General features: G+C 73.1%; 13 protein-coding genes and 1 pseudogene. 9 read left to right on the plus strand and 5 right to left on the minus strand.

The features are described from left to right. Positions 1 to 190 precede the first annotated feature (190 nt). Positions 191 to 3,337: an ATP-binding protein gene (locus WMF14_RS15090; protein ID WP_437801651.1), complete on the plus strand. Its 3,147-nt coding sequence runs from the start codon at positions 191 to 193 to the stop codon at positions 3,335 to 3,337. A gap of 85 nt (positions 3,338 to 3,422) precedes the next feature. Further along, entirely contained in the window at positions 3,423 to 3,803 is a 381-nt protein-coding gene (locus WMF14_RS15095) for a response regulator (protein WP_437801653.1), read from the plus strand. 97 nt (positions 3,804 to 3,900) lie between these two features. On the opposite strand, the gene WMF14_RS15100 is transcribed toward WMF14_RS15095, so the two are convergent. From WMF14_RS15100 to WMF14_RS15115, 4 genes and pseudogenes are all read right to left on the minus strand, one after another. Then, the gene (locus tag WMF14_RS15100; protein ID WP_437801655.1) at positions 3,901 to 4,899 is read right to left on the minus strand and encodes a DUF1259 domain-containing protein; all 999 of its coding nucleotides are present in this window, start codon (positions 4,897 to 4,899) and stop codon (positions 3,901 to 3,903) included. A gap of 38 nt (positions 4,900 to 4,937) precedes the next feature. Further along, a complete protein-coding gene (locus tag WMF14_RS15105) occupies positions 4,938 to 5,264 on the minus strand; it encodes a hypothetical protein (protein WP_437801657.1) in 327 nt (108 codons plus the stop codon). Between the two features lie 445 nt (positions 5,265 to 5,709). Beyond that, positions 5,710 to 5,829, minus strand: a pseudogene (locus WMF14_RS15110) (chromate resistance protein ChrB domain-containing protein); the annotation flags it as partial. Positions 5,830 to 6,078: 249 nt separating this feature from the next. Then, the gene (locus tag WMF14_RS15115; RefSeq protein WP_437801658.1) at positions 6,079 to 8,607 is read right to left on the minus strand and encodes a hybrid sensor histidine kinase/response regulator; all 2,529 of its coding nucleotides are present in this window, start codon (positions 8,605 to 8,607) and stop codon (positions 6,079 to 6,081) included. A 559-nt stretch (positions 8,608 to 9,166) separates the two neighbouring features. On the opposite strand from WMF14_RS15115, the gene WMF14_RS15120 reads away from it, so the two are divergent. The 7 genes from WMF14_RS15120 to cheB are packed head-to-tail and all read left to right on the plus strand — an operon-like array spanning position 9,167 to position 18,995. After that, positions 9,167 to 9,550, plus strand: a complete 384-nt coding sequence (locus WMF14_RS15120; RefSeq protein ID WP_437329356.1) for a response regulator transcription factor — start codon at positions 9,167 to 9,169, stop codon at positions 9,548 to 9,550. After that, positions 9,547 to 11,793: a chemotaxis protein CheA gene (locus tag WMF14_RS15125; protein WP_437801661.1), complete on the plus strand. Its 2,247-nt coding sequence runs from the start codon at positions 9,547 to 9,549 to the stop codon at positions 11,791 to 11,793. The genes WMF14_RS15120 and WMF14_RS15125 overlap by 4 nt, the downstream gene beginning before the upstream one ends. Beyond that, on the plus strand, positions 11,790 to 12,227 hold the full coding sequence (locus WMF14_RS15130; RefSeq protein ID WP_437801662.1) for a chemotaxis protein CheW: 438 nt from the start codon (positions 11,790 to 11,792) through the stop codon (positions 12,225 to 12,227). The genes WMF14_RS15125 and WMF14_RS15130 overlap by 4 nt, the downstream gene beginning before the upstream one ends. Next, positions 12,217 to 14,766: a methyl-accepting chemotaxis protein gene (locus WMF14_RS15135; RefSeq protein ID WP_437801664.1), complete on the plus strand. Its 2,550-nt coding sequence runs from the start codon at positions 12,217 to 12,219 to the stop codon at positions 14,764 to 14,766. The genes WMF14_RS15130 and WMF14_RS15135 overlap by 11 nt, the downstream gene beginning before the upstream one ends. Further along, positions 14,763 to 17,120 carry a HEAT repeat domain-containing protein gene (locus WMF14_RS15140; protein WP_437801666.1) on the plus strand — a complete coding sequence of 786 codons (2,358 nt, stop codon included), beginning with the start codon at positions 14,763 to 14,765 and terminating at the stop codon, positions 17,118 to 17,120. The genes WMF14_RS15135 and WMF14_RS15140 overlap by 4 nt, the downstream gene beginning before the upstream one ends. A gap of 10 nt (positions 17,121 to 17,130) precedes the next feature. After that, a complete protein-coding gene (locus WMF14_RS15145) occupies positions 17,131 to 17,961 on the plus strand; it encodes a CheR family methyltransferase (protein ID WP_437801668.1) in 831 nt (276 codons plus the stop codon). Next, complete coding sequence (gene cheB / locus WMF14_RS15150) at positions 17,958 to 18,995, plus strand: chemotaxis-specific protein-glutamate methyltransferase CheB (RefSeq protein WP_437801670.1); 1,038 nt, start codon at positions 17,958 to 17,960, stop codon at positions 18,993 to 18,995. The genes WMF14_RS15145 and cheB overlap by 4 nt, the downstream gene beginning before the upstream one ends. Before the next feature lie 33 nt (positions 18,996 to 19,028). Here the strand turns inward: cheB and WMF14_RS15155 are convergent, their stop codons facing one another. After that, positions 19,029 to 20,231, minus strand: coding sequence for a putative sensor domain DACNV-containing protein (locus WMF14_RS15155; protein ID WP_437801671.1), 1,203 nt, complete (start codon positions 20,229 to 20,231; stop codon positions 19,029 to 19,031). Between the last annotated feature and the right edge of the window lie 43 nt (positions 20,232 to 20,274).

The following is a 20,274-nucleotide window of genomic DNA, read 5'->3' on the forward strand; positions in this document are numbered from 1 at the left end:
CGTGGTGATCGGCTGCTGCGGCGCACGCAGGGGTGGTCCTGCGCTCGAACGATCCGGATCCACGCGCGGGCCCCCCGTGGAAGTTCAAGGTGGCTGTCGCTCGGCCCTTGCGTGGTCGGCGATCTCCGCTAAGCGCATCAGGATGAGCTGTTCTCTGTCTCGAGCAGCCGCGAGCGTGATGCGAGAAGGGATGAAACAGCGGTCGAGCGAGGAACGCGCAGAAGGGCGCGACTTCATCGAATGCCTGGAAGACCTCGCGATCGTGCGACCCGTGGATGACTCCGAAGAACATCTCCTCTGGGACACCGAGCTTCTGAAGCAGGAGCTCGCCCGCGCGAGCCCTGGTCGCGAGTCGGGGCTGATGCGGCTCCTCGCGGCGCGGGTCGCGATGAACAGCTCTTTCCAGTTCTTCGGCCTGCTCGACGCCCACGGTACGAGCTGGGAGTCGAACCATACCTCGACCCGCGGCGCCGGCGTGGAGCGGAGGGAGGTGCACGGCGTGCCCTTCTGGGAGTGCCGCTGGTGGCAGGGCTCGCCGGAGATCCAGGAGCGCCTGAAGGACGCCGTGCGGCGCGCGGCGCGCGGCGAGTTCGTCAGGTACGACGTCGATGTCCTCGGGGGCAACGAAGGTGAGCGGCGCATCACCATCGATTTCAACCTGAACCCCGTCAAGGATCGGCAGGGCAAGGTCGTCTTCATGATCGCCGAGGGGCGGGACGTCACCGAGCAGCGGCGGCTCGAGCGCGAGGTCGCGCAGCACCGGGACGAGCTCGCGACGCTCGACCGCCTCAAGACGGAGTTCGTGGCCAACGTGAGCCACGAGTTCCGCACCCCGCTCACCCTCATCCTCGGGCGCGTCGAGGACGCGCTGTCGAGCCAGGCGAGGTCGCTCTCGGGCGACGGCCTCTCCGCGGCCCACAGGAGCACCCTCCGGCTCCTCCGGCTCGTGAACACGCTGCTCGATTTCTCCCGCATCGAGGCGGGGCGCCTCCAGACGTCGTTCGCGCCCACCGATCTCGCGCGGCTCACCGCGGAGCTCGCGAGCTCCTTCCGCTCGCTGATCGAGGGCGCGGGCCTGTCGCTCGTCGTGGACTGCCCGCCGCTGCCCGAGCCCGTCTACGTCGACGCGGCGCAATGGGAGAAGGTCGTCATGAACCTCCTCTCGAACGCCTTCAAGTTCACGTTCGAGGGGGAGATCGCGGTCTCGCTGCGCGCTCACCCGGACCACGTCGAGCTGACCGTGCGCGACACCGGCACCGGGATCCCCTCGGAGGAGCTCCCGCGCATCTTCGAGCGGTTCCACCGCGTGCAGGGCGCGCGCAGCCGGAGCATCGAGGGCACCGGGATCGGGCTCGCCCTCGTCCAGGAGCTCGTCAAGGCGCACGGCGGCTCGCTGCGCGCCTCGAGCGCGGTGGGGCAGGGGAGCGCGTTCACCGTGGCGATCCCGAGGGGCCGCGCGCACCTGGCGCCGGAGCGCGTGGTCGCCGCCGGGGAGCCGGCGCCCTCGGCGGCGAGCACGAACCTCCACGTGCTCGAGGCGTCCCAGTGGTCCTCGCGTGGGTGCGAAGGCGCGGCGCCGACGGGCCCGGAGCCGCGCGCCGACGCCGCGCCCGTGCAGGTCACCCCGGGGGGCGGAGAGGGGCGGATCCTCGTCGCCGACGACAACGCGGACATGCGCGAGTACCTCATTCACCTGCTCACGCCGAGGTGGAGCGTGGAGGCGGTCTCGGACGGGCGGGCGGCCCTCAAGGCCGCGCTCGCGCGCCCGCCCGACCTCGTGGTGAGCGACGTGATGATGCCCGAGCTCGACGGCGTGGCGCTCCTCCGGGAGCTCCGGGCGGACCCGAGGACGAGCAGCGTCCCTGTGGTGCTCGTGTCCGCTCGGGCGGGGGAGGACGCCGTCGTCGAGGGCCTCGACACGGGGGCGGACGATTACCTGGTGAAGCCGTTCTCGCCGCGCGAGCTCCTCGCCCGCGTCCGGACGCAGATCGAGATGGCGCGGATGCGGCGGCGCGCCGTCGAGGCCGCGGAGCGGGAGCGCGCGCAGGAGCTGCCTCGCTTCCTGGACGCGGCGAGCGTGGTGCTGGCCGAGTCGCTCGACTATTCCACGACGCTCGCGCGGGTGGCGCAGCTCGCGGTGCCTGTGCTCGCCGACTTCTGCCTCGTCGACGCGCTCGACGAGGAGGACGGCACCTTCCGGCGGGTGGGCGTGGCGCACTCGGACCCCTCGCTCGCCGCCGTGGCCGAGGAGGCGAAGCGCTTCGCGCCCAAGCTCGACGGCAACCCGGAGCACCCGCCGACCAAGGTGCTCCTCGAGCAGAGGTCGGTGCTCGTCGAGCACTTCACCGACGAGCAGATGTGCGCCATCGCGCAGAACGACGATCACCTCCGGGTGATCCGGGCCATCGGGGGGCACTCGTTCATGTGCGTCCCGCTGGCGCGGCGGGGGCGGCTCTTCGGGACGCTGACCTTCATCGTCGTGCGATCCGAGCGCCGGTACAGCCGGGCGGACCTCGCGGCGGCGGAGGAGCTCGGGCGCCGCTGCGCGCTCGCGGTGGACAACGCGCGCCTGTACAGGGACGCGCAGAGCGCGATCGCGCTGCGGGACGAGTTCCTCTCGATCGCCTCCCACGAGCTGAAGACGCCGCTCACCCCGCTCGCGCTGCAGATCCAGACCCTGATGCGCCGCGCGCCCGAGCTGTGCCCTGACAGCGAGCGCCTCCCGTGGCTCATGGACCGGCTCGGGCTCGTTCGCCGGCAGAGCGAGCGGCTGAGGCGGCTCGTCGATAACCTCCTCGACATCTCCCGCATTTCCGCGGGGCGCCTCGCCCTGGAGCTGGAGCAGGTCCGGCTGTCGGACATCGTCCGGCAGGTGGTGTCTCGCTTCCAGGAGGGCGGCGAGATCGCGGAGGCGGGCTCGCGGGTCACCGTGAGCGCGGCGGACGACGTCGCAGGGAGCTGGGATCGGGTGCGGCTCGAGCAGGTCGTCGAAAACCTCGTCTCGAACGCGCTCAAATATGGTCAGGGAAACCCGATCGAGATCACCGTCGCCCCGATGGGCCCGATGGCCACGTTGACGATCGCGGACCACGGCATCGGGATCGCGCAGGAGCACATCGGGCGGATCTTCGGGCGGTTCGAGCGCGCCGTGTCGGCGCGGCACTATGGCGGTCTGGGCATGGGGCTCTACATCACGATGCAGGTGGTCGAAGCGCTGGATGGTTCGATCGAGGTGAGCTCTGCCCTGGGAGAGGGCTCGACCTTCAAGGTGACCCTGCCGCTCGCCGGCCCTCGGGGCTCGGGCCGGCGGGGTCTGCCGGGATTCGAGGGCGCCTGAGGCGCCCGGCGCGAGGGGGGCCCGCGGGCCGGCCCGAGGTCGTGGCGCCCTGGTCGCCGTCACCCTGTGAAGGGAGCGAGTGCGCATGACGATGAGCCGTGCCAGCAAGCGCATCCTGATCGTCGATGACGACGCCGCGATTCGCCGTACCTTGAGCGAGCTCCTGGAAGAAGAGGGATATGCCGTCGCCTGCGCCGCGAACGGGCGCGAGGCCCTGGCAACCCTGCGGGACGATCCCTCGTCCATCGCGCTCGTCCTGCTCGACCTGATGATGCCGGTCATGGATGGGTTCCAGTTTCGCGCCGAGCAGAAGCGCGACCCGACGCTCGCCGCCACGCCCACGGTGGTGATGACCGCGCGCGGCGCGACGGAGCGCGCCGGCATCGACGCGGACGCGATCCTCAGCAAGCCGTTCGATGTGCTGAAGCTGATGGACACCATCGAGCGGAGCTTCCGGAGGGAGTGATCCGGCGGCGCGCGGCGTGCGGACTGGAAACTTCACGCCTTTCATGATTGGCCGGGAGCTGGCCGGCTCGCTCGAACCTGAGTCCGTCGGCCCGCAGTCATGGCTGGCTCTTGGTCAGGCCGATGGCGCCCTTCACCACCTTGCCGAGCTCGGCGACGGGGCCGCGCCCCCAGTAGTGAAAGAAGAGGATGCGCGGCTCTTCGCCGATCATATGATGGTGGATCGCCACGATATTGATCTTGCCCGCGCGGAGCGCCTTCAGGACGGGCTGGAGCTCGTCCTCGGTGACCGCGAAGTCGCCGTCGACGACGGCATTGTCATCCGTGCCTGCGAACGCGGCCCACGTGTTCACGCCCATCGCCTTGCCGATCTTACAGCCGCAGTCGGCGACGGCGGCCGGTCGGCCGATCACCGCCTTGGCCATGCCGTCCTTGGCGGTGACCTTGACCCCGAGCGCCGCCTCCACCTTGGCCGGGTCGATGGTGCTCTTGGCCGGAATGGCCGGCCCCTCGAAGCGCTCGCGCGGCTTCGGCGCCTTCTGCCGGATGGCCCGCGCCGCGTCCAAGGCAGCGCGTACGCCCTTGCCGAGAGCGTCCAGCTTGCCCTCGCCGCCGATGTGCATGAAGTAGACCTTGGGCCGGTCAAAGAAGAAGTGGTTGTGGAGCGCGGTGACCTCGAGCCCGGCATCGAAGGCGGCGCTCATGGCGTCGTTCACCTCGTCCTCGAACATGACGAGATCGCCCATCACCATGGCCTCGACGCCCGGCTTGTGGCCGGGGGTGAACCCGGCCCACGAGGTGAGGCCCATGAACGGCGGCATGGCCCAGCCATCCACCTCGACCTTGACGTCGTTCCGGGGGAACGAGACCTTCACGACGCCTTCGGTGACCTCCGCCTTGCCCCCCGTGGACGCCTCGACGACCGCGGGATCCACGGTGGCCGGGGCGGCCACCGGTGCCTGAGCGGCGGAATCGGCTGCAGGCGGAGCGGCGGGGCGCGCGACCGCCGGCGGCTCCGCCGAGGGCGCCGGGGATGTGTTGCTACAGCCGAGCGCCATCAGCGCGGCGAGACCGAGCCAATCAACGATGTTCCTCATCGCTTCTTCTCCTCTTGTGCAAGCGGCATCTTCTCAGATCAGAGCGGCATGATGGTGAGGTCGTCAAAGTACGTGACCGAGTCCGCCTTGGTCCAAACACCGACCTTCCCCGGCGCAGTGAACGTCCGGTCCGTCGCGTCGATGATCTGGCTCCCGTCCCAGTGAACCTGGATCCGGTCCTCGCGGGCATCTACCCGCAGCTCGTGCCAGTTGCCAGTCACCGCGCCACTCCAGCTGGCGATCTGCGTCCGGCGTCCGTCCTTGACATGATAGAGCCGCACATTGCCCTCGAGCGCGTTCGCAGGGGTGATGTAGTAGTTGTTCTCGTCGAGATAGCGGAAGACGAGACCACATGCCTGGTCCACCTTGCCGGAAACGGCCTTGCACTTGACCGAGGCCCGGAGGTCGCGGAGCGTGGGCTCATCGGCGACGGCCGCGGACTACCTTTCATCGCTCGGTCTCAGCCCGCTCCAGATCGGGACCCGCTCAGGGTTCGCGCTGTATGCGGCTGTCGCGGTCGCAGTCGGCATTCTCTACTGCGAGCTCTCGCCCGCGCTCGATCAGCACACGCAGACCGCGAAGGCCGCGCCTCTCCTGCGGTCGCGCCGGATCGTCTTCCGGCTCGCGGCGCTGTTCAGCCTCGACTCGTTCGGCGGCGGGTTCATCGTCCAGTCGCTGCTCGCGTTGTGGCGCTTCCGTCGATTCACCCTCTCCGTGGAGACGGCGGGCGCGATCTTCTTCGCCGGAGGGAGACAGCAGACGGGGGCACGGCAGCGACCCGACCCCGGCGCTCACCATGAACCAGACCGCCTTGCCGCTCACGAACTTGAAGCACGCCTCCGGATCGAAGAAGCGCCGGATGATCCACGCGCTCGCGATGCGGTCGACGTGGATGTTCTTGCGGGTGACCCACGTACGGCCGCGTACCTCGGCGGCCAGCACGGCCGGCCGACGCTTCGTCGACGCCCAGACGTTGCAGATGGCGTCCGATCTTCACACGGAGGTATGCGGGCTTGGGCGGGAGCTGATGGATGAGGAGCAGCCATCCCCGGGGCTGTCGGTCTGCTGCGTACCGTCAGCGAATCGAGCCGGGAGTCAGGACGGACGGAAAAGGGCTCTCAGGCATGCCGTGGCCACACGGGGGCCGGCGGATCGCGGAATGGCGAGGTCTGGTTGTGCCTAGGCGCCCGCCCTCGAGCCGCACATGGTCGTGAGCACCGCGAGCAGCTCCGCCGGTTCGATGGGCTTCGGGACATGGGTGGTGAACCCTGCCCGCAATGCGCGCATGCGATCCTCCGTGCGCGCATAGGCGGTGAGCGCGATCGCCGGGGTCCGCCCCCCGTTTGCCGCCGGGAGCGCGCGGATCTTGCGGATCAGCGCGTAGCCGTCCTCGCCAGGCATCGCGACGTCGGACACGAGCACGTCGGGCTGCAGCGCCTTCACCGCGAGCAGCGCCTCGGCCGCGGACGAGACGGCCGTCACGCGCGCGCCGCACTGCTCGAGCATCGTGACGAGGAGCTCGCGCGTGTCGTCCTCGTCCTCGACCACGAGCACGTTCAGCGCCGCGAGCTCCGGCGGGCGGTCGCTCCCGGCAGAGACGCTCGGCAGCTGCGCCAGCCGGCGCCCCCGGCCGTGGCTCGGCGGCGCCGCGAGCGGCAGCTGGACGACGAACGTGGCGCCCTGACCCTCCCCGTCGCTCAGCGCGTGGGCCGTGCCGCCGTGCATCTCCACGAGGCTCTTCACGATCGTGAGCCCGAGGCCCAGGCCGCCGTGCCTGCGGGTCGTGCCGCTCTCGGCCTGCCGGAACTGCTCGAACACGTACGGCAAGAACGCGGGCTCGATGCCCTGGCCGGTGTCGGACACGGTGATCTCGGCGGACCCGTCGGCGCGATCGAGCCGGATGCGGACCACCCCGCCGCGCGGCGTGAACTTCACCGCGTTGTTGAGCAGGTTCCAGACGACCTGCTGCAGCCGGCCCGCGTCGCCCGCGACGGCGCCCACGCCGGGCTCGATCAGCGGCAGGAGCTGCACCCCCTTGGCGTCGGCCGCCGGCCGCACGACCTCGAGGGCGGCGTCGATCACGGGCACGAGCTCGATCGGATGGACGTCCAGCCGGAGCTTGCCGGCCATGATGCGCGAGATGTCGAGCAGGTCGTCGATGAGCTGCGCCTGTGCCTGGGCGTTGCGCTCCACCGTCTCCAGCGCCTTGTCGCGGCGCTCCTCGGCGAGCTTGCCGGTGCGCAGCATCCGGACCCAGCCGAGGACCGCCGTGAGCGGCGTGCGGAGCTCGTGGCTCATCGTCGCCAGGAACTCGTCCTTCAGGTGGCTGGCGGCCTCGGCCTCCTGACGGGCGGCCTCGGCCGCGGCGAGCAGGTCTTGCCGCTCCTCCTCCGCGCGCTTCCGCGCCGTGATGTCGAAGAACGAGGAGACGACGCCGGCCACGGAGCCGTTCGCGCCGCGGAGCGGCTGCGCGTTCACCGAGAGCCACACGACCGAGCCGCCCGGCCGCTCCAGCCCGAGCACGACGCCCGACTGGGGCGCGCCGGTCCGGAGCGCGATCTGCGAGGGGACCATCTCGAAGGGGAAGGGCGAGCCGTCCTCGCGGACGAGCCTGCACGGCGGGCCCAGCATCGTGGACCCGACGAGCTGGGCCATGGGCAGGGCGAGGATCCGCTCGGCGCTCGCGTTCGCGGTGCGGATGACGCCGCGCTCGTCCTCGAGCGTGATGCCCTCCTCGAGCGCGCTGATGATCACGCGATAGCGCTCCTCGCTGTCCCGGAGCGCCCGCTCCGCCTCGATCGCGTCGGTCTCGTCGCGCGTGATCAGCACGGCGCCCGCGGGCGAGCCGTCGGCGTGCCGGAGCGGCGACGCCGTCCCGGCGAGGGCGCGGATCGAGCCGTCCGGGCGCGTGACGAGCCAGCGCGCGTTCTCGACCTTCTCGCCCAGGAGCGCGCGGTGGAGCGGGTCCTCGTCGGGGCGCAGCGGCCGGCCGTCCAGCGCGAGCAGCCCGCGGGGCCGGAGCGACTCGAGCGCGTCGCTCGCGTCGCGCTCGTACACCCCGTGCTGCCGCTGGGCCTCGCCGTTGCAGATCCGGAGCGCCCCGCGCGCGTCCGCGGCCATGATGCCGTCGCCGCTCTGCTCGATGAGCGCGCGCAGCAGATCGCGCTCCACCGCCGCGATCCGCTCGGCCCGCTCGGCCCGCTCGCGGAGCCGCTTCGAGCGGAGGAGCGCGCCGACGCGCGCCGACAGCGCGGCCGCCGGGCAGGGCTTGACCACGTAGTCGTCGGCGCCCGCGGTGAGCCCCTCGACGAGGTCCTCCTCCTGCCCGGCCACGGTCAGGATGAGGATCGGGAGCCCGACCGTGGCGGCGCGCGACCGCAAGAGGCCACAGATCTCGGTGCCGGACATGCTCGGCATCACCTGGTCGAGCACGAGGACGTCCGGCAGATCGCCGCCCCCCACGCGCTCGAGCATCGCGGCGGCGTCCGTGAAGATCTGGACCTCGTACCCCGGCGCGAGGGCGCGCGCGGCCATCTCGGCCTCCAGCAACGAATCGTCGAGGATCCACACCACCCCGCGCTGCGCGTGCTCGCTCGGCGGAGGCTCCATGCCCACGTCCCGGACGCCTCGCCCCGCGGCCGGCGCCGGGCGCCGGGGCGGGCCGTTCGCATCGCGCGCGGCGTCGGCGAGCACGAAGTCCATCGTCATTGGCCGATTCATGGTTCTCCAGGAGCAGCAGGGGCCGCGAGGCGTATCGCTAGAGGGCGGCGCCTCTCGGGGCGGGACGGGGCGCGGAGACGCGTTGGTTCCGCAAGCGTCTTTACCGCCCAGTCTCATCTGAGTGAGAGCCTGCGACGATGCAAGCGTAATACGATGAAAGACGCCCTGTCGCTCTCTTCTGGGTTGCGTCTGGCGTTTGTTGCGTCCGATCACGTCCGGTTGCGTCAGGTTGCTTCTGGTCATTGCCCCCCGCGCCACGCGGCCGTCGCCGGTTTCCAGCGACCGCTGTCATGGCGTTCGCGCGCCTGCCGACGTTCGCTGGCGCACTGGCGCTCCCCGGGGGAGCCCGGACTCGTCAGCGAGCACAGCAGACATCGCCGGCGCCGGCTCGACGCGCGGGCAGCGCACGGCCGGCGCGCTGCTCACCCGAGCCGGGGAACCGGAGCTCGGGGCGGGGCTGACGGGAGTTCCCTGATTCTCCCGCGGACGCACAGGCGCGATTGACACCTCGTGTTCGGAAAGGCTATTCCCTCGACCGAGCAGCGCTGTGGCAGAGATCCTCGTCGTTGATGACAGCAGGGTGATGCGCGAGATGGTGGTGGCCTGCCTGCGGGCAGAGCAGCACGGGTTCGCGCACGCGGCGAGCGGGCTCGAGGCGATTGAGACGCTCTCGCTCAGGCCGTTCGATCTCGTGGTGCTCGACCTGAATATGCCCGATATCGGGGGACTCGAGGTGATCGAGTTCATCCGGGGTCAAGACAGGCTGCGGAGCCTGCCGATCCTGGTGGTGACGACCCGGGGTGATGAGGAGTCCCGCGCCCGCACGCTCGCCGCGGGGGCGTCCGAGTTCATGACGAAGCCCTTCACTCCTGACGCCATCCTGGCCAGCGTGCGCGCGCTCCTGCAGGACGACGTCGCCGGCGCCGGATGACCGGCGCGCTCGATGTGAACGAGTTCGTGGCCGGCTACCTCGTGGAGGTGGAAGAGCACCTCTCCGCGTCGACGGCCAACCTCCTCGCGGTCGAGGTGGCCCTCCGGGCCGGCGAGTCGAGCCCCAGGCCGATCCGGGAGCTCTTCCGCGCCCTTCACACCATCAAGGGCCTCTCCGCCATGGTCGGCGTGGAGCCGATCGTGGATCTCGCCCACGCGATGGAGACCGTGCTCCGGGCGGCGGACCGGGCGGCCGGGAACCTCTCCGCCTCGTCGATCGAGGTGCTGCTCCGCGGGCTCCGGGCCATCGAGGAGCGGGCCCGGGCCCTCGCCGAGGGCAAGCCGGTGCTGCCGGCGGCGCCGGAGCTCCTCGCCGCGCTCACCGCGCTCGATCTCGCCGCCGCGCCGTCGCCGCCCGTGCCGACGATCGGCGCCGATCCCGAGATCCTCGCGAAGCTCGGGCCCGGCGAGCGGGTGCAGCTCGCGCAGGGCGTGGCCGGCGGGCGGCGCGCGCTGCGGGTCGACTTCACCCCCTCGCCGGCGCGCACCGCCGAGGGGGTGAACATCACGACCGTCCGCGAGCGCGTCGGCAAGCTCGCCGAGATCGTCAAGGTCGTCCCGCTCTCGGTGCCGGCCGGCGATGGGGCGCCGGGCGGCATCGTCTTCGCGCTCCTCGTCCTCACGAGCGCGCCCGACGAGGAGGTCGCGCGCGCGGCGGCGGCGGATGGTGTCCGCGCGCTCACGGTGGAGCCCCCCGTCCCGTCGGCCGTCGCGGCCCTGGCGGAGCGCGAGCCGGACGAGCCGGTGGACCAGGAGCCCCAGCTCCGAGGCGTCGTCCGCGTCGAGGTAGCGCGCCTCGACGACGCGCTCGACAAGCTGTCGGCGCTCGTCGTCACGCGGTTCCGGCTCGCGCGGGCGGCCGCCGAGCTGCGCGCCCGGGGGGTCGACACCCGCGATCTGTCGGAGATCCTGCGCGAGCACGACCGGACGCTGCGCGACCTCCGCGGCGCCATCATGCGCGCGCGCATGATCTCCGTGAAGGAGCTCCTCGAGCGCGTGCCGCTCGTCGTCCGCGGCCTCGGCCGCGCGACCGGCAAGCAGGTACGGCTCGAGATCGACGCCGGCAAGGCCGAGCTCGACAAGGCGGTCGCGGAGCGCGTCTTCCCTGCGATCGTGCACCTGCTCCGGAACGCCGTCGATCACGCCATCGAGCCGCCCGCCGAGCGGCGGCGCCTCGGCAAGCCCGAGGAGGGCGTCGTCCGGGTCTCCTGCTTCGAGCGCTCCAGCAATCAGCTCGAGCTCAGCGTCGCCGACGACGGCCGCGGCATCGATCGCGCGCTGGTGGCGAGGCGGGCCGGCCGCCCCGCGCCCGAGAGCGACGCGGCGCTGCTCGACCTCATCACGCTCCCCGGGCTGTCGACGCTCGATAAGGCGACGAAGACCAGCGGCCGCGGGCTCGGGATGGACATCGTGCGCCGCATCGCGGTGGAGCAGCTCAGCGGCGAGCTCTCGGTGAGCACGTCACCCGGCGCCGGCACCACCTTCACCCTCCGGATCCCGCTCACGTTGACCATCGTGGACGCCTTCTCCTTCCTGTGCGGTGACCAGCTGTTCGTGACGCCCGTCGCGGGCGTCGAGGAGGTCGTGGAGATCGATGCCGCCCGCATCATCCGCGGCCCGGCCCCGGGCGAAGCGCGGGGCGGGAGCATGCTGCTAGCCGCGGGCGAAGCGCGCGGAGGGACGATGTTGCCAGCCGCGGGCGAAGCGCGCGGAGGGACGATGTTGCCAGCCGCGGGCGAAGCGCGCGGAGGGACGATGTTGCCAGCCGCGGGCGAAGCGCGCGGAGGGACGATGTTGCCAGCCGCGGGCGAAGCGCGCGGAGGGACGATGTTGCCAGCCGCGGGCGAAGCGCGCGGAGGGACCATGTTGATCGAGCGCCGCGGCGAGGTCGTTCCCCTCGTCGACCTCGGCGCCCTCTTCGAGATCGGGGCCTCGCCCGCGCGCAGGGCGCTCGTCGTCCGTCGCCACGGCGCGCCCTTCGCGTTCGGCGTGACCCGCGTGATCGGCCAGCAGGAGGTGGTCGTGCGGCCGCTCGAGGACCCGCTCGTCAGGGTGCCGGGCGTGTCTGGCTCGACGGATCTCGGCGATGGACGCCCCACGCTCGTGCTCGACCTCGTGACCCTCAGCGGCAGGCTCTCCGCCGGCCGCGGCGGCCGCGGCGCGCTCGTCCGGGTGGCCTCGTGAGCGAGCTGCACGTGGTCCTGAAGCTGGCGGACACCGAGTACGTCATCTCGGCGGCGGACGTGCTCCACATGGAGTCGTTCGCCGGGGCGACCCGGGTGCCGGGGACGCGCTCGTACGTCGGCGGCCTGGTGCAGATCCGGGGCCGCGTGGTCCCGGTCGTGGATCTGCGCGTCCGCTTCGGGCTCCCGAGCGCGGAGCCGACGCTGGACTCGCGTGTCATCGTCGTCCAGCACGGCGGCCGCACCGTGGGCCTCCTGGTGGACAGCGCGCGCGAGGTCGTCAACATCGCCGAGGGCGAGCTGCGGCCGCCCCCCGAGGTCATGGCGGAGGAGAGCGCCGGGTTCGTCAGGGCCGTCGCGAAGATCGGGGAGCGCCTCGTCATGCTCGTCGACGTCGGCAGGATCATCGGTGAGGAGCAGGATCATGGCAGCTGATGCAATCGCGGACATCGATGGCGCGCTCGCGCGGGCGGAGCAGACCGAGCGCGCGCTCCGTCAGGCGGTCGCGACCGTCGCCGGCGTCGAGCAGGCAGCCGCGCGGCTCGCCGCCCTCGGCGCCGAGCAGGCCACCGCCGGCAGGGAGCAGGGGGCCATGGCGGGGGCGCTCGCGGGCGAGCTCGAGGAGGCCGGGGCGGCCGCTCAGGCGCTCGCCCGCACCGGGCAGCGGGTGGGCGACGCCGTCGTCGAGGTCGTGAGGGGGACCGAGGGCATGGCGGGCGGCGTCGGCGCGCTCGCCCCCGCGCTCGCCAGCGTGAAGGGCGACGCCGACGCGCTCGCCGCCTCGACGGACACGACCGCGGTCGCGCTCGAGGAGATGGCCCGCTCGGTGAAGGCGGTGAGCGCCAGCGCCGAGGAGCTCGCGTCCTCCAGCGAGGAGCTCCTCAGCGCGGTCTCCGTGACGAGCGGATCGGCCGACGAGGCGGCGGCCCGCGGCGAGAGCAGCGCCGCGGCCATCGAGGAGATCGGGGCCACCATCGAGGAGATGTCGAAGGGCGTCGCGCGCCTCTCGGCCGACGCCAAGGGGGTCGGGGCGCAGATCTCGAGCATGGCCGGGGCCGTCGTGGGCGTGAGCGGCTCCCTCGATCGCGTCGCGAAGGACGCGACCGAGATGGCGAGCGCGGTCGAGGAGACCGCGGCGACCGCCGAGCAGATGGCGCGGTCGATCCGCGGGGTCGCCGAGAGCGCGAAGGCGCTCGACGGGAGCGCGTCGACGACCGCGAGCACGATCATGGAGATCGCGAGCTCGGTCGAGGAGGTCGCGGTCACCGCCGAGAAGAACGCGGCGACCATCGAGGCGAACGCGGTCGCCGCCGAGCAGCTCGCGCGGACCGCGCAGCAGGTCGCGCAGAGCGCCGAGCAGATCAGCGGGCTCGCGGCCGGCAACGCCGCCACGTCGTCGCAGGTCGAGGCCTCGACGCGGCGGATCGTCGCCATCGTCGAGACCGCGCGCGCGACCGCCGAGCAGGGGGTCGCGACCGCGCGCCAGGGCGCCGCGACGGTCGGCAGGTCCATCGCCGGGCTCGGGAGCATCCGGCAGGCGATGGCCGACTCCGCGTCGGTCATGAAGGAGATGGGCAAGCGGGCGGAGGAGATCGGCGACATCGTCCAGACCATCAACCTGATCGCCGACCGCACGAACCTCCTCTCGCTCAACGCCAGCATCGAGGCCGCGCGCGCGGGGGAGCACGGCCGCGGCTTCGCCGTCGTCGCCGAGGAGATCCGCAACCTCGCCGATCGGGCCGCCGTCTCGAGCGCCGAGATCGCCAAGATCGTCCGCGCGCTCCAGGCGAGCGCCCGGGAGGCGGTGGCCGCCTCGAGCGAGGGCGTGAAGGTCGCGGACGAGGGGACCCGGCTCGCGAGCGACGCCGATCGGGCGCTCACGTCCATCCTGCAGGGGGTCGAGGAGCTCGGCCGCTCGATCCGCGACATCGACCGGGCGAACGCGGAGCAGGTGCAGGCGGTGGCCTCCCTGACCCAGACCGCCTCGCGCATGAGCGACGAGGGCAAGGCGGTCGCGCGCTCCGCGGCCGAGCAGACCAAGGCGATCCAGGCGCTCGCGCAGGGCAGCGCGGAGATGCGGCGCATGGCCCGGCAGACGAAGGACGCGACCGCCGAGCAGGCGCGCGCGCTGCGGGACGCCGTGAAGGCCAACGCGCAGCTCACGTCCGCCGCCGAGCGGGTGTCGCGGGCGATGGACGAGCAGGCGACAGGGGCGTCGCAGCTCGCCAAGGTCGCCGCGCAGATGCGCGCGCTGACCCAGCAGACCAGCGCCGCCGTGGTCGAGCAGACCCGCACCCTGGCCGGGATCACGGCGCTCACGCAGGACGTCACGGGCGCGTCGCAGCGCATGGTCGCCGGCCTCGCGGAGCAGGCGGGCGGCGCGACCGAGATCGCGCGCGCGATGGACGACATCCGGCGGCTGTCGGTCCAGTCGGCGCGGGGCATCGGCGACCAGGCGCGGGCCGCGAAGCAGCTGGAGGCGTCCGCCCGCCAGGTCGCGCGGCTCGCGGCGGCGGTGACCGCCGCGACGGCGGACCAGGGCAAGGCGACGGCGGCCCTGGCGAAGGAGGGGGAAGCCGTGCGCCGGATCGCCAGGCAGACGGCGCGGGCCGTGGCCGATCAGGCGGAGGTCGTCATGGCCCTCGCGTCGGGCGCGAACCGGCACACGTCGTCGCTCCAGGCCGCCGAGAAGGGGGCCGGCGAGCTCTCGACCCGGAGCGAGCAGCACGCCGCCTCGCTCTCGCGGCTGCGCGATCCGGTCCGGGAGCTGCTCGCCTCGACGGCCAAGCGCGCGAGGGACACGGGCGCGATCGCGAGCGACGCTGGCCAGGTGCTCGAGCAGCTCGGCAGGATCCGGCAAGCGAGCGCGGAGCACGCGGACGCGGTCGCGGGCGTCGTCGCCACGGTCGCCCACGCCGTCGCCCACATCAAGGCGAACGGGACGCAGCACCCCGCGCCGCCGGAGACAGCGTGATCGCCCGGCGCCCCGCGCTCGCCATCTCGGACGCGGAGCGGCAGCGTGTCGAGCAGGTCGAGCGGCTCGCCGCCTCGGGGCCTCCGGGGGCGCCTGCGCTCATCGAGATGCTCGCGGATCCGAGCTGGACCGTGCGGCGGGCCGTCGTCGCGTCGCTCGCCGCGCTCGGCGATGCGGCGGTCCACCCCCTGTGCGCGTGCCTCTCCACCCGGCGCGACAGCGAGGCGCGCGTCGCCGCCACGGTCGACGCGCTCGTCGCGTCGCTGGGCGACGTCGACGCCGCCGTGCTCGCGCTGAGCCTGGATCCTCGCCCCGCGCTCGTCGCCGACGCGGCGCAGATCCTCGGCCGCCGCGGCAGCGCGAAGGCCGTCTCCCGGCTCGCGGAGCTCACGTCGCACCCCGACGACAACGTCGCGGTCGCCGCGATCGAGGCGCTCGGCCGGGTCGGCGGCAGGTCCGCGGTCGACTCGCTCGTGGAGGCTGTTTCCAGCGGGAATTTCTTCCGTGTCTTCCCGGCGATCGACGTGCTGGGCCGGAGCGGCGACCCGCGCGCGACCGGGCCGCTGGCGGTCCTCCTCGATGATCCTCGCTACGTGCTCGAGGCGGCGCGGGCGCTCGGCCGCACCGGCAGCCGCGGCGCCGTGGCGCCGCTGGTGCGCCTCCTCGGGCGGCCGAGCGACGGCGTCGTGCGCGTCGCCGCGGCGGCGCTCGCCGAGCTGCGCGAGCGGTACCGCGAGCGCTACGGGACGGCCGCGCCGATCGACGAGGCGCTCCGGAGCGAGGCGCCGGCGCCCGGCGTGGCGCGGCGGCTCTCCCAGAGCCTCGCGGGCGCGGATCCGGCCGAGCAGGCCGCCCTCTGCAGCGTGCTCGGCGCGATCGGGGGCGACGACGCCCTGCTCGAGCTGACGCGCCTGCTCGACGCCGGTCCTCCCGTCGCGGGCGCCGCCGCGGAGGCGCTCGGCCAGCTCTCGCGGAGCGCGGATCCCCGGGTGCTCGCGGCGCTGCGCGACGGCGACAGCCCGCGCAGGCTCCTGCTCCTGCCGCTCGTCCGGGGCGTCGCGGCGGCGGGCGACGTGGAGCGCTGCCTCGCCGATCCGGACGCGGAGGTCCGCGCGGCGGCGTGCGACGCGCTCGCGCGCATCGCGGAGCCCGGCTCGGCGCGCGCGCTGTTCCAGGTCCTCGATGACCCGAGCCCCCGCGTGGTCCACGCCGCGACGACCGCGATCCAGGGCCTCGGCGGCCCGGACGTCGAGGGGCTCGCGCTCGCCGCGGCCCACGAAGGGACCCCGTCCGCGCGGCGGACGGCCCTCCGGATCCTCGGGCACCTCGCGCCTGCGTCGGCGCTGCCGGTCTTCCTCGACGGCCTCTGCGACCCCGACGTGCGGGCGCGCGAGCAGGCGATCCATGGCCTCGCCTCCCTCGCGGCGCCGGCGGCGCTCGACGCGCTCCTCGCGGTCGCGGCCGATCCCACGGCGCGGATCCGGGCCGTGGCGATGCGGGCGCTCGGGCAGTCGCGCCGGGATCCTCGCGTGATCGACGCGCTCCTCGCGGGGCTCCGCGACGGCGACGCATGGGTCCGGTACTACGCCTGCCAGTCGCTGGGGAAGCTCGGGTGGGAGGCGGCGGCAGGGGTCATCGCCGAGCGGCTCCGGGACGAGAGCGGCCAGGTCCGCGTGGCGGCGATCGAGGCGCTGTCGGGGATCAAGGGCGAGCTCGCGCTCGCGGCGCTGGAGCAGGCGGCCCGGGACGGCGACACGGACATGCGGCGGTCGGCGCTGATCGGGCTCGGCATCGCCGGGCGGGAGGCGTCGCTGCCGACGTTGCTCGGCGCGCTCTCGTCCCCGGACGTGGCGACCCGGCTGGTCGCGGTCTCGGCGATCTCCGGCTTCTCGTCGCCCGAGGTCCTGCCGGCGCTCGTGCGCGCGGCGGGCGACCCCGACGAGAGCGTGCGTGCGGCCGCGACCAGCTTCATCGCGGGGCGGCCAGGCGCCGAGGCGACGAGGACGCTCGTCGCGCTGCTCGTCGCGTCGCGGGCGCAGGGCCCGCTCCTCGCCGCGCTGTCGACCCCCGTGCCGGGCCGCATCGAGGGCATCCTCGACGCCCTGGGCACGGCGGACGACGAGCTCTCGCCGCTCCTGACCGCGGCGCTCGCGCGGATGCGGCTCCCCGGGGCGCACGCCGCGCTCCTCGAGGCGCTCCGGCTGCCGCGCGCGCCGGCGCGGAAGGCGGCCGCCACGACGCTCGCCGCGGTGGCCACCCGCGAGGGCTTCGCGGCGGTCGAGCGCGCCGCGCGGACCGATCCAGATCCCGAGGTGCGGCGCGTGTCCGCGTCGGTCCTTGCACAGTGGGCCTGATCCCGTGGGCATGACGAGCCGCCTCCCCATCTCTCCGCAGGTCTTCGCGATCTTCAGCGCGCTCGTCGTCGAGAAGATCGGCCTCCACTACGACGCGGCCGATCGCGAGCTGCTCGGCGACAAGCTGTCGGCGCGCGCCATCGACGCCGGCTTCGACTCGCTGCTCGATTACTACTACTTCCTCCGCTACGACCCGGCGGGCGCGGCCGAGATGGACGCGCTGATCGACGGGCTGGTCGTGGGCGAGACGTACTTCTTCCGCGAGTTCGCGCAGCTCGAGCTCGCGGTCTCGGAGTTCATCGCGCCGCGCGTGGCGGCGGGCGGCCGGCCGCGGATCTGGTCGGCGGCCTGCTCGAGCGGCGAGGAGCCGTTCACGCTCGCGATGCTCCTGGCCGAGCGGGGCCTGCTCGACAAGGTCGAGCTCATCGCGAGCGACATCAGCGCGCGGGCGCTCTCGCGGGCCCAGGCCGGCGTGCTCGGGCCCCGCTCGCTCCGGAGCAACGCCCCGCCGCCTCCGTTCGCGGAGCGGTGGTTGCAGGTGACGCCCGATCGCGTCGTCGTGAGCGCCGACCTCAGGCGGGCGATCGACTGGCGGCGGATCAACCTGCTCGACGCGCCCCAGGTCGCGTCGCTCGGGCAGCTCGACGTCGTGATCTGCCGCAACGTGCTCATCTACTTCCACGACAACACGGCGCGGTGGGTGGTCAAGAACCTCGCGGGGGCGCTCTCCGCGGGCGGGATCCTCCTGGTCGGGGTCTCCGAGTCGCTCTTCAGGCTCGGCACCGCGCTCTCCTGCGAGGAGCGGGGCGGCGTGTTCCTCTACCGGAACGCGGAGCGATGAGGCGGCGCCCTGCGGTCCGCGTGCTCGTGGTCGACGACTCGGCCTTCGTGCGCAAGGTGCTGCGGCAGATCCTCAACGCGAGCTCCTCCATCGATGTCGTCGACACGGCCATGGACGGCCTGGACGCGCTGGAGAAGATCGAGCGCTACAAGCCGGATGTCGTCACGCTGGATCTCGTGATGCCGAACCTCGACGGCCTCGGCGTGCTCGCGTCATTGCCGCGCGAGGGCGCGCCGCGGGTGATCGTCGTCAGCAGCGCCGAAGCGGACAGCGATCTCGGCGTCAGGGCGCTCCAGGAAGGCGCGACCGATCTCGTCGAGAAGCCGACAGCGCTCGCGACCGATCGCCTCTTCGGCCTCGCGGAAGAGCTGGTCCGCAAGGTGCTCGCCGCCGCCGAGGCCAAGGTCCACCGCGCAGAGCCGCCGCTCGCGCCGCCGCCCGCGCCTGGCGCGATCCCGGCGCTCTCGCGCACGCGGGTCGTCGTGATCGGCGCGTCGACCGGCGGCCCTCTGGCGCTGACGCGGCTCTTCGCGGCGATGCCCGCCGGGTTCCCGGCCCCCATCGTCGTCGCGCTGCACATTCCGCCTGGCTACACGGAATCGCTGGCGCGCCGCATGGACGACGCGAGCGCGCTCTCGATCGTCGAGGCGTCGGACGATCTCCCGCTCCGGCCCGGGCTCGTGGTCCTCGCGCGCGGGGGGACGCACATCGGGGTCCGGCGCGACCTGACGCGCGCCAGCGTCCGCTTCGTGGAGACGGCCGACTCGTCCCTCTATTGCCCGTCGGTGGATCTGCTCTTCGCGAGCGCCGCGGCCGAGTTCGGGCCGGGCGTCCTCGGGGTCGTGCTGACGGGCATGGGGGACGACGGCCTGGAGGGCTCTCGGGCGATCCGCGCAGCGGGCGGGAGGATCCTCGCGGAGGCCGAGTCGTCCTGCGTCGTTTACGGCATGCCCCGCCGCGTGCTGGAGGCCGGGCTCGCCGCGGCCGTGGCGCCGATCGATCAGATGCCTGCGGCCATCCTGCGGCATCTCTGACATCGCACATCGCACATCGCACATCGCGCCTCGTCACAGCGGCCAGTAGACGACCTTCCCCTCGATCTCCTGGAACGTCGCCGCGTTGCCGTCCTGGGAGACGATGAAGGCGATCCGCTCCGGGTACCCCGCGACGAACGCCGCGGCCGCGCGGTGGCGGGTGCCTCGCGCGTCGAGGCTCAAGCTCGCGTCCATCCGCTGGTCGGGCGTGGCGGCGAAGACCTCGGAGATGATCGCCCGCGGAGGCGGCAGCTTCGCGCCGAACGCGAGCACGTCGAGGGCGTGGCTCATCACGACAGCGCCGTCGACGGTCGTCAGCCGGACGATGAGCTCGAGCAGCCGGCTGACGCGCTCGGACCGCTGGAGCGCGTGCTCCGATTCGCTGGCCGCCGGCCTCCCCCCGGACGGCTGGCATTGCCCGTCCGGCAGGTGGGGCTCGTGCGCGCCGGCGAGGTCGAGGATGGCCGAGCCGAGGCACAGGGCAGGGGTCAGCCGCTTGACCTCGGTGTCGAGCTGATTGCCCTCTTCACCGAAGAGCTGCGGCAGGCCCTCGCCCGGTCCCAGTACGACCAAGAGCCCGCCGCGGCCGAGCTCGACCATCCCCTCGACGATGCGCAGCAGATAGCCGCGCACGTTGCGGGCGAGCGCGCTCGCCTGGTCCCGCGCGACGGTCCGCTCGATGGAGTCGAGCAGCGGCAGGTTCTTGGGCATCCACGTCCGCACGGCGCCGCGCTCGTATCGGACGACCTCCCATTCGCCGCGGTACACGGCCACGACGCCGGGCTTCGGGGCGACGACGCGCACGAGCTGATCGAGCGCGAACGACGGCCGGCCGTGCGGCACCGCGATGCCGGCGACGGCGAGCGACCCCTCGATCGGCACCACGGCCAGGAAGGAGCGCGGCCACGCGCTCGCCGGAGCCAGGTTGGCCAGGTGCTCCGCGTCGAACGCCACCGGGGACCCGAACCGCACGAGATCCCACGCGGGCTCTCCGGACTCGAACTCGGCGAGGCGCTCGGCGAACACGACGCCGATCGGGTTGAGCCGCCCCTCCTCCGTCGCCATGGACGCGAAGAACAGCGTCTCGATCAGCTGCGTCAGGATCGCGGCGAAGGAGGGCGGCGCCTCGTCGGGGGCGACGCGGGCGCCCGGAGCCAGCTTCTGCGCCGCGAGCGGGGCCTGCCCTTGCAGATCGAGGAAAGCCGCCGTGACGTCCGCCGGATACTTGGGGCGCATGAGCTCGCTCTACCCTCCTCCGCGCCCCGGCCAGCCCGGCGGG

The organism is Sorangium sp. So ce693, from assembly GCF_051521375.1.
Lineage (GTDB): Bacteria > Myxococcota_A > Polyangia > Polyangiales > Polyangiaceae > Sorangium > Sorangium atrum.

Bases quoted from the DNA above. Each gene is read 5' to 3' on its own strand.
- cheB (WP_437801670.1), top strand. From the start codon at position 17,958: ATGAGGCGGCGCCCTGCGGTCCGCGTGCTCGTGGTCGACGACTCGGCC.
- WMF14_RS15090 (WP_437801651.1), top strand. From the start codon at position 191: ATGAAACAGCGGTCGAGCGAGGAACGCGCAGAAGGGCGCGACTTCATC.
- WMF14_RS15095 (WP_437801653.1), top strand. From the start codon at position 3,423: ATGACGATGAGCCGTGCCAGCAAGCGCATCCTGATCGTCGATGACGAC.
- WMF14_RS15145 (WP_437801668.1), top strand. From the start codon at position 17,131: ATGACGAGCCGCCTCCCCATCTCTCCGCAGGTCTTCGCGATCTTCAGC.
- WMF14_RS15125 (WP_437801661.1), top strand. From the start codon at position 9,547: ATGACCGGCGCGCTCGATGTGAACGAGTTCGTGGCCGGCTACCTCGTG.
- WMF14_RS15115 (WP_437801658.1), bottom strand. From the start codon at position 8,607: ATGACGATGGACTTCGTGCTCGCCGACGCCGCGCGCGATGCGAACGGC.
- WMF14_RS15135 (WP_437801664.1), top strand. From the start codon at position 12,217: ATGGCAGCTGATGCAATCGCGGACATCGATGGCGCGCTCGCGCGGGCG.
- WMF14_RS15155 (WP_437801671.1), bottom strand. From the start codon at position 20,231: ATGCGCCCCAAGTATCCGGCGGACGTCACGGCGGCTTTCCTCGATCTG.
- WMF14_RS15100 (WP_437801655.1), bottom strand. From the start codon at position 4,899: ATGAGGAACATCGTTGATTGGCTCGGTCTCGCCGCGCTGATGGCGCTC.